The 13,660-nt window shown below is 42.4% G+C and carries 9 protein-coding genes; 5 read left to right on the forward strand and 4 right to left on the reverse strand.

Translation table 11 applies throughout. From position 1 onward, the window contains the following. The first annotated feature begins 18 nt into the window (after positions 1–18). The 5 genes from DWW23_RS07585 to DWW23_RS07605 all read left to right on the forward strand — a co-directional run bounded on the left by DWW23_RS07585 (position 19) and on the right by DWW23_RS07605 (position 8,890). Positions 19–2,226, forward strand: coding sequence for an alpha-L-rhamnosidase C-terminal domain-containing protein (locus DWW23_RS07585; protein ID WP_122352679.1), 2,208 nt, complete (start codon positions 19–21; stop codon positions 2,224–2,226). 109 nt (positions 2,227–2,335) lie between these two features. After that, entirely contained in the window at positions 2,336–3,304 is a 969-nt protein-coding gene (locus DWW23_RS07590) for a DNA/RNA non-specific endonuclease (RefSeq protein ID WP_122352680.1), read from the forward strand. 181 nt (positions 3,305–3,485) lie between these two features. Next, the gene (locus DWW23_RS07595) at positions 3,486–4,538 is read left to right on the forward strand and encodes an efflux RND transporter periplasmic adaptor subunit (RefSeq protein WP_122352857.1); all 1,053 of its coding nucleotides are present in this window, start codon (positions 3,486–3,488) and stop codon (positions 4,536–4,538) included. An 11-nt stretch (positions 4,539–4,549) separates the two neighbouring features. Next, the gene (locus tag DWW23_RS07600; protein WP_122352681.1) at positions 4,550–7,591 is read left to right on the forward strand and encodes an efflux RND transporter permease subunit; all 3,042 of its coding nucleotides are present in this window, start codon (positions 4,550–4,552) and stop codon (positions 7,589–7,591) included. Between the two features lie 3 nt (positions 7,592–7,594). Beyond that, positions 7,595–8,890 carry a TolC family protein gene (locus DWW23_RS07605; protein WP_122352682.1) on the forward strand — a complete coding sequence of 432 codons (1,296 nt, stop codon included), beginning with the start codon at positions 7,595–7,597 and terminating at the stop codon, positions 8,888–8,890. A gap of 232 nt (positions 8,891–9,122) precedes the next feature. Here DWW23_RS07605 and DWW23_RS07610 read toward each other — a convergent pair whose 3' ends face one another. The 4 genes from DWW23_RS07610 to DWW23_RS07625 form a co-directional block, all read right to left on the reverse strand. Beyond that, positions 9,123–10,235 (reverse strand): hybrid sensor histidine kinase/response regulator, encoded by a 1,113-nt coding sequence (locus DWW23_RS07610; protein WP_122352683.1) that lies wholly within the window; start codon positions 10,233–10,235, stop codon positions 9,123–9,125. Positions 10,236–10,333: 98 nt separating this feature from the next. Then, positions 10,334–11,530 carry a glycosyltransferase family 2 protein gene (locus tag DWW23_RS07615; RefSeq protein WP_122352684.1) on the reverse strand — a complete coding sequence of 399 codons (1,197 nt, stop codon included), beginning with the start codon at positions 11,528–11,530 and terminating at the stop codon, positions 10,334–10,336. Between the two features lie 12 nt (positions 11,531–11,542). Then, the gene (locus tag DWW23_RS07620) at positions 11,543–12,436 is read right to left on the reverse strand and encodes a glycosyltransferase family 2 protein (protein ID WP_122352685.1); all 894 of its coding nucleotides are present in this window, start codon (positions 12,434–12,436) and stop codon (positions 11,543–11,545) included. Further along, positions 12,429–13,604 carry a glycosyltransferase family 2 protein gene (locus DWW23_RS07625; RefSeq protein ID WP_122352686.1) on the reverse strand — a complete coding sequence of 392 codons (1,176 nt, stop codon included), beginning with the start codon at positions 13,602–13,604 and terminating at the stop codon, positions 12,429–12,431. Before DWW23_RS07625 ends, DWW23_RS07620 begins: the two co-directional genes overlap by 8 nt. Positions 13,605–13,660: the final 56 nt, after the last annotated feature.

Raw genomic sequence — 13,660 nt, forward strand, 5'->3', positions numbered from 1 at the left:
TGTATAAAATGTCATATTATGAGAAAATATCTTTTACTGTGTGCGTGTGTCGGATTTTTGGTTTCAGCAGAAGCTAAAAATAAAACGGACTGGAAAGCGCACTGGATAAATACGGAACAATGCCAGAGTGCAAGCAATACCTGGCTGGCTTATCGTAAAACGGTTAGTTTGGCCGAAGTTCCCCGGACACTGACGGCACATATTGCCGCCGACAGTAAATATTGGTTATGGATCAACGGACGGATGGTCGTATTTGAGGGTGGGCTGAAACGAGGGCCTTCTCCTTATGATACTTACTATGATTCGGTAGAGATCGCTCCTTATCTCACTTCCGGGGAGAATACGATCGCTGTCCTGGTATGGCATTTTGGAAAGAATGGGTTCAGCCATGTGAACAGTGGGTTGGCTGCCTTATTGTTTGAAGCGATAGCTCCCGGTATAGAGATTGTATCGGATAAAAGCTGGAACTGTAGGGTTTATGACGCGTATCAGGATACGGAGGCTCCGTATCCGAATTACCGGTTGTCGGAGAGTAATATCCGTTTCGATGCTCGCAGGGCGATGGAAGGGTGGAACCAACCCGGATATAAGAACTCGTTTCCCGGGGCAGAGATCGCTTCGATAGTTGGAAAGGCTCCTTTAGGGGAGTTGGTTGAACGTCCGATCCCACTGTTTAAGGATTATGGACTGAAGGACTATCCGGGTGTACGTCAGTCGGCAAATGGCGATACATTGTTCTGCCGTTTGCCTTACAACTGCCAGTTTACACCATATCTGAAAGTCGAAGCGGCAGATGGTGCTACTATCCATATGCAGACGGATAATTACCGCGGTGGAGGTCCGGAGAATGTCCGTGCCGAATATATTACCCGGAACGGAGTACAAGAGTATGAAAGTTATGGTTGGATGAGTGGCCATGAGATGTGGTATATCCTTCCCGAAGGTGTGAAAGTTCTGGAGGTTAAATATCGTGAGACTGGTTATGATACCGAATTCGCCGGATCGTTCCAGTGTAACGATCCTTTCCTGAACGAACTCTGGAAACGCTCGGCAAGAACATTGTATATCACGATGCGTGATAACTATATGGATTGTCCCGAACGCGAACGTGCCCAGTGGTGGGGGGACGAAGTGAATGAATTGGGCGAAGCGTTTTATGCACTTTCTCCTTCTTCACATAAGTTGGCATTGAAAGGTATTTACGAGTTGATGAACTGGCAACGTCCCGACGGCTCTTTATTTGCCCCGGTCCCTGCCGGTAACTGGTCGAAGGAGTTGCCTTTGCAGATGTTGGCATCGGTGGGATGGTATGGTTTTTATACTCAATATTATTATAGTGGAGACAGTACGTTTGTCCCTGTCATTTATGATCGTCTGCATCGTTACCTGCATGAAACATGGAAGGTCGATAAGAGCGGTTTGCCTATCGAACGCGGTGGTGAATGGAGTTGGGGAGACTGGGGTGAACAGATCGATATGGGTGTACTGACGAACTGTTGGTATTACCTGGCTCTGAAAGCAGAGAAAGAATTTGCTCTCCAATTGGGAAAGAAAGAAGACGCGGAAGATATATCCCGTATGATGTATAGCATCGAACAATGTTTCAATACGAAGTTCTGGACAGGAACGGCTTATCGTTCTCCGGGATATCGTGGCGAGGACGACGACCGTTCGCAGGCGATGGCCGTTTTATCCGGGTTGGCTCCGAAAGAGAAATATCCCGCCCTTTTGAAAGTGCTGAAAAAAGAATATCATGCGAGTCCTTACATGGAGAAGTATGTATTGGAAGCTCTTTTCCGTATGAATGCCCCGGATGTTGCCATGCAAAGGATGAGAGATCGATATGCCGGTATGTTGGGTTATAAGGGATATACGACTTTATTTGAAGGCTGGGGTGTCGGTGCCGAAGGTTTCGGAGGCGGAACGATCAACCATGCATGGAGTGGTGGTCCGTTAACATTGCTGAGTCAGAAGGTCTGTGGAATCGAACCGACATCCCCCGGTTTCCGTACATTCCGTGTGAAACCTCAGATGGGTTCCCTTACCGAAGCCTCGGCAACAGTTCCTACTCTTTACGGGGATATCAAAGTAAAATTACGTAAGTCAGGACGTAATATATTGATGGAAATAGAGGTTCCGGAACAGACGAATGCGGAAGTTGTTTCTCCTAAAGGGAAGATACAGCAAATAGGCTCCGGAACTTATAATTTAAAGTGCCCCTTTTAATCGGGGCACTTTTTGTATTAATTCTGACGAATAGATTTAAGGTTTATATATTGTTTCATAACATCACATTATCTACTTTTGCCCCCGAGAATAAAACGATTATTAATCAATGGCAAAAAGGAGAAGTAAAGCAAAATCGCGGAAAAAGAAGAATCAAGGCTCATCTTTGATTTCTACGATCCGACGTATATTTGTTCTTGCAGCTCTGGTAGTGATCTGCTTTATTGGGGTTTTGTATGTATTCAATTATTTATATCCTGTATCCGAAACGAAAACCGTAGTCGTGGAGCAGAAGAAAACATCCACTCCTGCGAAGGAGAAACCGGCTGAAAAGAAATCCAAACCTATTATTCCTTCCATTCCGAAGACAACAACATTTAAAATACCGGCGAATGCCGAGATCCCTAAGTTACAGGCAAAACGTTCCGAACAGGTGATCCGTCATGAAGGGTATACCGTTTCCTATAATTCCGATTACAAAATAGCTAATTGGGTTGCCTATGAATTGACAGCCGAAGAAGCTAAAAGCAAAAAGACGGAACGTTCGAATAAGTTCGTTCCTGATCCGGCAGTTAAAGGCGCGACAGCAACCAACGAAGATTATACACGTACGGGTTATGACCGGGGACATCTGGCTCCTGCCGGTGATATGAAATGGTCGGCAAAAGCAATGCGTGAATCTTTTTATTTTAGTAATATCTGTCCGCAAAAACCGGGGCTGAACCGAGGTATCTGGAAAGATCTGGAGGAACAGAGTCGTTTGTGGGCGAGAGATTACGGGGCTTTATTGATTGCAACAGGTCCTGTGATCACGGACAGTATGAAACAAATGGGGAAGAACAGAGTTGGGGTTTCCGGAGCATTTTACAAAGTGATTTGTTACGTTTCGGGAAATGAATATAAGGCAATTGCATTTATCCTGGAGAACCGTGATTACAAAAAGACATCTTTGAAATCGATGGCCATTCCGGTGGATAGCGTAGAAAAAGTAACAGGAATAGACTTTTTCCCTGCAATACCTGATGAACAGGAAAAAACAATGGAATCGAAAATAGATTGGGACAGTTGGTCCTTTTGATACAAGCAAATATTAGTGATATAAGCAAATGTAATGTGTTGCCGGTCGGTACTGAAGGATCGGCAGAATTAGAACAATTAGTAGAAAATGAATGTTGTATAGCTATGACTTAACGCGTAGTTTATATGGCTTTGTATGAGCATATAATTAACAAAAAATCAATAAGAAAATGCAAGTTATCATGAATGGTAAATTAATTCCCGTTTTTGTGTTGGCAGCATTGATGTCTTGTAGTCAACCACCGGTAAAAGAGCAGGGGCCTCGTCCGGTAAAGTTGGCGGAAGTAACATCTTTGAATGTAGTGGAAAAGTCGTTCAGCGGCGTTGTCTCTCCTGACCAGTTCAGCGACCTGGCATTTAAAATGTCCGGACCACTTATTTCTTTGAACGTGGAAGAAGGGCAGAAAGTTCGCACCGGACAAGTGGTGGCAGAAATAGATCCACAGGATTTTAAATGGGATTATGAAGCGAAGAAAGCTTCGTTCCAGACTGCACAGGCACAGCTACAGCGTGCTGAAAGACTATTGGCAAAACAAGCTATCTCCCAACAGGAATATGAATCGACAAAAGCTGCTTATTCCAATGCACAGGCAGCTTTCGAAAACTCCCAGAATACGTTGGAACAGACTAAGCTAAGAGCACCTTTCGACGGATTTATTCAGAAGAAATACGTAGAGAATTATCAGAAGGTTCAGATGGGACAGGGGATTGTTTGCCTGATCAATCCGAACAAGTTGCAGGTTCAGTTCACGATGCCTGAAACCAATATCACTTATTTTTCGACACCCTATACGATATATGTAGAGTTCGACAATTATAAAGGTGTCCGTTTCAAGGCAAAAGTAAAGGAGTATGTGGAAGCTTCTCCTGATGGCTCGGGGGTACCTGTCTTCCTGTATATCGATGATCCTGAATTTAACCTGGAGAAGTATAAGATTGCTGTCGGTTTCTCTTGTCGTGTGATCCTGAACATCGAGAGTCAGAGCTTCAATGAAGGAGCTGTATTAATACCTCTGTCCGCTGTTGTAGCTGACGAAGTGAACAGCGACAATAAATTCGTATTTGTTTACAACCCTCAGACACAGAAAGTAGAACGCCGTAAGATTACGGAAAAAGAGTTAGTCGGTAAAGACGGTGTTGTTGTTACGGAAGGCTTGAAGGCCGGCGAACAGATCGTTACTGCCGGAGTAACCCGCCTGGTAGAAGGACAACAAGTAAAAGTATTAACAGATTAAGAAGATAAGCAATGAATATTCCAAAATATTCTTTAGAGAATAGTAAGATCATATACTTCTTCTTGGCTGTCATGCTGATAGGAGGTATATACTCTTTCTTCAAATTGCCGAAAAAAGAAGATGCTCCTTTTGTGATCAAACAGGCTGTATTGGTTACGCAATATCCGGGAGCAACGCCTTTTGAAGTGGAAAAGCTGATTACAGAACCGATTGAAAGGGAGATCCAGTCTATGACTGATGTGTATCAGATCAAGTCGGAATCCTATTTTGGTATGTCAAAGATTTCTATTGAACTGCAACCTACCTTGGATCCGGACTATATGCCTGTCAAGTGGGATGAACTTCGTCGTAAAGTAAACAACATACAACCGCGCCTTCCGAGCGGAGCATCCTCTATATCCGTGAGTGATGACTTCGGTGATGTATTCGGCATTTACTATGCCTTGACTGCCGATGACGGTTATACATATGATGAACTAAGGGATTGGGCACAGAAGATTAAAACAGAGCTGTCTCCTGTACCGGGTGTTCAGAAAGTCTATCTGTTCGGTGAACAGACACAAGTGATAAACGTAAAGATTTCCGTTCCCAAACTGGCGAACCTTGGGATCGATCCTAACTCGATCCAGCAAGTATTACAAACACAGAACCTGCTGGTCAATACGGGAGAGATCAATACCGGTGAGTATGATCTGCGTGTCAGAGCTGAAGGAACCTATAAAGATATTCAGGATATCCGCGATCAACTGATCGTTACAAAAAGCGGAGGTGAAGTTCGTCTGGGCGATATTGCCGTTGTGGAACGGGGATATATGGATCCCCCGTCTAATTTGATGCGTGTGGATGGTAAGCGTGCGATTGGCATCGGTGTGGCAACAGGAGCGAAAGACGATGTTGTGGCTGTCGGTAATGATGTTGCCAGCCACCTGGATGAAATGCAGGAACTCTTTCCTGTCGGAATGGACTTGAAAACGATTTATCCGGAGAACAAGATTGCCGATGAAGCCAACAACGGCTTTATCCTGAATTTGATGGAATCGTTGCTGATCGTGATTGTGGTTATCTTCCTTGTCATGGGATCACGTGCCGGTATGCTGGTGGGTAGTTCCTTGCTGTTCTCCGTCGGTGGTACATTATTATTAATGTTGATCTGGGGTGTCGGCCTGAACCGAACATCATTGGCGGCATTTATCATTGCTATGGGTATGTTGGTGGATAATGCGATCGTGGTGACGGATAATGCTCAAGTCGGTATAAAACGTGGATTGTCCCGCTATCAGGCGCTGATCGAAGGGGCTACAAAACCGCAGTGGGCATTGTTGGGAGCCACCTTTATTGCAGTCTGCTCTTTCTTACCGATGTATCTGGCTCCGGCGTCAGTAGCCGAAATCGTTAAACCGCTGTTTATTGTATTAGCTGTATCGTTGGGATTGAGTTGGGTTTTGGCGTTGACACAGACTACTACATTCGGTAGCTTTATTCTGAAAGAAGCCAAACCGGGTGAATCACAGGATCCCTACGATACAAAATTGTACCATAAGTTTGAAAACATCCTCGGACGTTTGATCAAACGCAGATATATAACGATTACTTCTGTGGTTGCAATGCTGTTCCTGTCTTTGTTCATTATGGCGATTATGCCGCAGAGTTTCTTCCCGATCATGAACAAGCCCTATTTCCGTGCTGATCTTATCTTCCCGGAAGGCTATAGTATCCGTGATGTGGAACGGAATGTGAAATCGATAGAAGAATACCTGAGCAAGAATGAAAACATCAAATCATATTCGTTTACATTAGGAGGTTCTCCGGTTCGTTACTATCTGGCAAGTTCGTCGGTAGGACCGAAACCGAACTTTGCCAATGTGCTTATCGAAACGAAGAATGCAGAGGATGCACCTGTCGAAGAAGGTAAATTCTACGATTATATGGTTGCCAATTATCCGAGTATCCTGACTCGTTCTGCTCTATTTGCGTTGTCTCCTGTACCAGATGCCGCCATTGAGATTGGCTTTATCGGGGATAATGTGGATACGCTGGCAGCATTGACGGAACAGGTGAAAGAAATTGCGAGAAAATATGATCAGGTCATGGAGGTGCGTGACAGCTGGGGAAATAAGGTCCCGGTATGGAAACCTCTGTTCTCACAGGAAAAAGGTTTGCGCTTGGGAATTACCCGGCAACAAGTCGCTTATTCATTACGTTCGGCAACGAATGGTGTACCTTTAGGTGAATATCGTGAAGGGGATGTTTTCATGCCTATCTTATTGAAAGATGCGGATAAAGATTCGATCAGTCTGAACGATTTGAAGAGTTTGCCTGTTTATAGTGCCAAAGGCCGGTCTGTGAAAGTGGAACAGGTAATCGATGATTTCTCATTGGATTATGATTATGCTGTGGTGAAGCGTTTTAATCGCCAGCCTTATATGATGATGCAATGTGAACCGAAGCGTGGTGCCAATACAATGGCTGCTTTCAGTCATCTGTGGGAAGAGGTCCAGCAACAGGTGAAGGTGCCGGAAGGTTATAAACTACAGTATTTTGGAGAACAGAATGAACAGGATAAAGGAAATAAGGCGATTGCTGCCAATATTCCTTTGATGTTCGGGCTGATTTATGTGACTTTATTATTTTTGTTCCCGAAATATTACAGAAAACCGGTTTTGATCATGGCTATGCTGCCACTTATTTTTATAGGTGTTGTTTTGGGATTGCTTGTGTTCGGAAAATCGCTCGACTTCTTTGCAATGCTTGGCTTACTGGGGTTGATCGGTATGAATATCAAGAATGCAATTGTGCTCGTCGATGAGATCGGATTGCAGATGGATAGCGGCCTGGAACCGGTTAAAGCTGTAGTAGAAGCAACTAAAACACGTATTGTCCCCGTCACAATGGCATCGGGGACGACGATCCTGGGTATGCTCCCGTTGTTAGGGGATGCGATGTTTGCCGGTATGGCAGCGACGATCATGGGAGGTCTATTCGTTTCAACGATCCTGACCATCTTCGTGCTTCCGGTTACCTATTGTATATTCTTTAAGATTAAATCTGAATAAGATATGAAAAGTAAACTGATAATAGGTTGTATGTTATTGGGTGCCCTGTCTGTGAAAGCACAGGTGCAGCCCATCTCAGCAGCCGAATATAAAGAGAAAGTATTGGAATACAGCCGTCAGATAAAGCAGAGCTCGGAAGAGCGGATCGCTATGCAACATGCTATAAAAGCGGCAAAGACGGCATTCTTTCCGGCTGTGGATTTCTCAGGTAGTTACCAATACCGTATCAACAAGTATGAATTGGGAATGGGTGAAGGTATCCCTGGCATCGAAATGGACCATAATACCTATAGTCTTGGTGCTACTGTAAGCCAGCCGATCTATGCTGGCGGACAAATCTATAACAATTATAAAGCTGCAGAGATCCAGGGACAGATTGCTGACGAAGCAGAAGAACTGACGACGGATAATATCGTGTATGCAGCCGATATGAATTATTGGTCTGTGGCAGCCCGCAAAGGTATGTACGATGTTATGACTCAATATGTCGATATTGTACAGGAACTGGCGAATGTGCTGACTCTCCGTTTTCAGGATGGACAGATCAGTAAAACAGACTTGTTACAGGTCCAGGCACGTTTGAAAGAGGCTGAGCTGAACAAAAGTTCGGCTTATAAAGATTATCAGATTGCCTTGCAGAACCTGAATGTGCTGATGGGTGTTCCTCCGATGGAACCGATCACGATTGCCGATTCTATCACGATGGTTCTGCCGCTACCTATGCAGATCGGTGAATCTGCAGCTCTGGAAAATCGTCCGGACTATCTGATTTCTAAATTGAATATCGAATATCAGAAAAGACAGATCAACCTCTCGAAGGCTAAATACAATCCGACTTTATCTGTCGGCTTTCAGGGATCATGGGGTACTTCTATGCTGAACGTAAAAGGCTCTGACAACTTATGGACTCCGGCTGTCTTTGCTTCTCTGAAAATTCCATTGTTCCGTTGGGGAGCACGCTTTAAGGAAGTCAATTCACAGAAAGCAATCCTCCGAAGCAAAGAGTATGCTATGGATAATACACGCGATCAAATCACACAGGAAGTGGCAAATACCTGGACTAGCCTGACTGAGAATACCAAACAGATCGATGTTGCCGAAGAAGCCTGTAAAATAGCTGAAGAAAATCTTGATTTGAATACTTTCAGCTATAACGAAGGTAAACTCCCGATTGTCGATGTGCTTTCAGCTCAGCTTTCATGGATACAATCTTATAGCAGCCTGATACAGACATGGTATCAGCAAAAAACATCTCTGGCACAATACAATAAAGCGATCGGTATCCGTCGCATGCAATAGAGTAGGTGTAGAACCGCCGTACTGTTTTCTGTACGGAACATATAAAAATAATTTGACGCTTAAATGCTGTGTATATAGTATTTAAGCGTCATTTCTTTATAAAGGTAACTGTGTCAGGTTCAAACTCGGCAAGCGTTTGTTGGATATTTTGAATAAATAAAGAATCCCTGACATCAGAAAGATATAGGTCTGATGTCAGGGATATATAAAATCCTATATTTTCGTTTATTTTTTACTTAAATGCTTTCAATGAAATGAAGAATGTAGATCCTTTGCCTTCTTCCGATTCAAACCAAAGTTTTCCGTCATGTTGCTCGACAAAATCTTTACAAAGCATTAATCCTAAGCCGGAACCCTTTTCATTATTTGTTCCGTAAGAGGTAAAGTGAGTATTTTGCTTTAATAACTTTTCCTGGTCTTCTTTCTTGATCCCCTTGCCTGAATCTTTCACGCTGACAATAACAAAATCACCTTCAATCTTAGATGCGATCGAGATTGTACCTCCTTCAAAACTAAACTTGATAGCATTTGAAATGAGATTCCTGATGACTGTTTTAATCATATCTATGTCTACAAAACCGGATAGTTCTTTATCCATATCTTGTAACTGGATAGTCAATCCCTTCTGAGCGGCCATCGGAATATATATTTCGGCTGTGCTGGAAACCAGGCTATTGATATCGGTCTCCTGTTTGTATACATTTTGTTTCTTCAGGCGATTCTTAGCCCATTTAAGCAGATTATCCAGCAACAAGAAAATTTCTTCTGATGTTTTATTCATCATCTGAAGCATTTCAAATACTTCGGGGCTTACCTGATCTTTATCTACCATCATAAGGATGGCATTATTCATCATTTTTAAAGATCCGAGAGGTGAACGTAAGTCATGGGCGATAACTGAATACAAAGTATCCCTCGATTCGATCGTATTTTCCAGTTCCTGCTTGATCCGTTTTATACTGAATAACTCAAAACGGTGAGCTACTCGTTTTACCAGTTCTTCTCTTTGAAAAGGCTTGGTAACATATTCCGTTGCTCCCAATTGGTACCCCTTTACTATACTCTGCATATCGCTTAATGCAGACATAATAATAACAGGTATATCGTTGGTATCCGGGTTACTTTTCAGATGCTGTAATACTTCGTATCCATCCATCTCCGGCATCATAATATCTAATAGAATGAGATTAGGGTGCTTGTCGTGTGCCAGACGGAGAGCCTTGGCACCGCTGTCACAGGTGAGTAACCTGTAACCTTCTTTTTTTAATATAGCTTGTACTAACATGACGTTGGTGGGAACATCGTCAACGATCAATACTGTATATCCTGCTGCTAAATTATCCATATCAAATATAAACTTTTCTTGATATTCAATCACTATGCGTACGCAAAAATATTAATAAACTTTGAATTTACAGAGATTTTCATTGTTTCATTTTGTAATTATTTTTGCTGTTGACTTCTTTTTGCTTTTTCCCAGGCTCCATTCCCTTTATTTCCAGCTAAATAGAAAAATCCTCTTATTACATTCAAATTCATAAAAGAAAAGTAGTAGGGTATAAAAAACAACTTGTTTCGTACATTTTTCTGCTCCATCATATAGCCGGCATAAGCCATCATATAAAAGGAGACTTGTAAAAGTAGTAAAAATATATACGTAAACCCTCCCTTACATGTTAATAATGTATTTAATGGTACTAATAAGAATAACATGATAGGGGTAATGGTCCATCGTAAGACACGGTGGCTCACAAATTGAAAGCTAAGCGTACCGTATCGGAAGATATTGAATAGGCTACGCAGGCGCCAGACCGATTGTAAGCCTCCTGCTGCTATACGTATTTTGCGTTTTTCTTCTTCTTTCATGTTAAGTGATGCTGTTTCAGTGGCATAAGCTTCTTTACAATAGGCTATCGTATATCCTTTCTGTGCGATACGGAGTGATAAGATAAAATCGTCGAGAAGCGTGTCGGACGGCATTTGTTCAAACAGCTCGGTCCGTACGGCAAATAACTCACCAGCTGCTCCGACTGCCGAATATAAACGAAAATCCAGCGCTTTTAAGGCTGATTCATATTTCCAGTAAATGCCTTCTCCTGCTGTCGCTCCCTGTGCGGTATTTGTTTCTACTCTTTTTTCACCTGCCACGCAGCCAACTTTCGGGTTCGAGAATTGGCGGACGATCTCATGCACGGCTTCTTTGTTGAGCATCGTGTTTGCATCTGTAAAAATGACATAGGGAGTTGTTATATATTGTATACCCCGGTTGAGGGCAGCCGTTTTACCTCTGCGCTCCGGATGGAAAAGCACGGTTACATCCGGATATTGCTTCAGGAGTTCATTCGTCCGGTCGTTAGAACCATCTGTTACCCAAACGATTTTTAGTTTGTCGGCAGGGTAGGCGAGAGTATAACAATTCTTCATTTTGTCAGCAACAATTTCCTCTTCGTTGTATGCTGCGATGAAGAGGGTGACTTCGGGGAGTGGTTCCGGCAATGCGATGGGCATAGGTTTCCGGAAAAGTTCTTTTATCCTGACCAATAGATATAATAAGATACCGTATCCCAGGTAGGTGTAGAATACTATAAAAATTCCGATCCAGAATAACCATTCGGCTACTGTATAAAGTCCTTCTTGCATGGTTTTTTATATTTATTTGTTCATAATAAAAGCTATTCCGTCTTTTCCTCCTTTAACCAAAGGAGCTATCAGGTTGAGTTTTCCTTTGCATAAATAAGTCAGAAAACGTTTAGGTAAGGCAACAAAAGTTTGATAGAGGTAAGAACATCTCCTTTCGAAAGGGGCGGATAAGGTTCTTTGAGCAAATATCAGACGGTTGCGCGTGTGATAATATACCTGTAACGGACTTTGCAATCCGACACTGGCACTTTCTTTATGTCCGACAACAGCTCCGGGTTCATACCAAATACAGAATCCGGCTTTCTGCATATAGGCACACCAATCCAGTTCTTCATAATACAGAAAATAGAATTCAGCCATAAGGCCGAATTTTTGAATGTCTGCGGTCCGTATCATCATGGCTGCCCCGTTGGCAAATGCTGTTTCCTGCGGGGTGTCGAATCTTCCGTCGTCTTCCTGCATATATCCTGTAAATTCGTTACGCAGAGTAATATAGCTCATGGGGGTGGCACCGGCATATTGTAATTTGCTTCTTTGTGGCCAAAAAGTCGTTTTAGGGGAAATACATCCGATTTTTCTGTCACTATCCAGCCGGTTTACAAGTATCTCCAGAATGGGGCAGGTAATAATTGTATCATTATTCAGAAAAAATAAATAATCTCCCGTTGCATATTGGATCCCGATGTTGTTTCCACCTGCGAATCCGAGGTTCTGATCGCTTCTTATCACTATTACATCCGGATATTTATCTTTCAGCAGGGTATAACCCTCCAGGTTTGCAGAACCATTATCTACGACGATCAGTTCATAGGGATAGCTCTCGTGCCGCTTTAATGATTCAATCATTTCACATGTATCGGGAGCACCATTATAATTAACGGTGATGATGGAAACCTTCTTATCCATGATTATTCTCTTTAGTTATGTGATGGGGAGTATTGTTGAATCTCATATCTTTTTTCTTTACGCGGCAGATCGATTCGACATAACTACGTAACAAAGCAATCATCATGGATGGTAATTGAATGATACTGCTCCAAAAATCGCGTGTGTACATCTTTCGAGGTATTGCCAAAAAATAAGTTACTATCTTGACAAATAGCAGAATATACCATTTAATAGCAACGGGGAATGCCACTACAGACCAGAAAAGTATCATCAGGAATATCAATAAGAATCTGACAGTTCTGGGAAATGGGATCCATTGGATAATCTTATCGATGTATGAAGGATTTAGCTTTCGCGGATTAAAATCCTTGATTATTAAAGAAAAGGCAAGGATTTGGGCATGGAACCATCTCGATCTTTGCCTGATTAGGATATCTTGCCTGGCGGTTTTCTCATCATATACATATATATCATCACTATAATCTACAAATACATTGTCTCTTGCCAGAATAGCCTCCAGTTCTTTATCTTCTGCAAAAGTTTTACATTCGTGCATGTGTTTTTTCAACCATTCGAAATCGAAAACCATTCCGGAACCGATCAAAGCGGATGATAATCCTATATTAACGCGTCCTTTCCTGAATATAGTGTTATTTATTTCTTCAGAGATGCCATCCCAAATAGCGACAGAGGTATTTTTATTTTTCTGGGTCCTGTGCGCCTGGAGGACTTTTACAGTTTGTGTCGCTTCATTAATCCGGGTCAGAAAGTCTGTATCGGTAATATTATCGGCATCCATAATGATCGCCCGGTCAAAACCATCGAGGTGGTCCAGTGCATAAGAGATGGATTTATGCTTCATACTATCTTTGAAGTCGACCACGAAAAGTGTTATGGGCATCTGAGAGAGTGCCAGATTGGTAGCCTCTTCCATATGGTCGGAAACTACTACTATTGTATATTTATCTTGTGGATAGTTTTGCTTCAGAAAACTTTCAACAGATTCTTTTATCACCCTGTCCTCTTTATAAGCGGCAAAAATAACTGCAAAGTTTTGCGTATCAACATGATTGATCTCTTTTTTTCTCTGCCTGAACAAAGCGGCTAGGACAAAGAAAAGATTATACCCTGTAAATATTGCAGTGATGATAAACAGTAGTATATCTAGTTTAAAAATAAGGCTCATAGTCTTTTTGTGCAAAAATAGGTATAATTATTATATGTTTTGAAATTCAACAGGTT

Origin of the sequence: Parabacteroides sp. AF14-59 (assembly GCF_003479515.1) — a bacterium.
Taxonomy (GTDB): domain Bacteria; phylum Bacteroidota; class Bacteroidia; order Bacteroidales; family Tannerellaceae; genus Parabacteroides; species Parabacteroides faecis.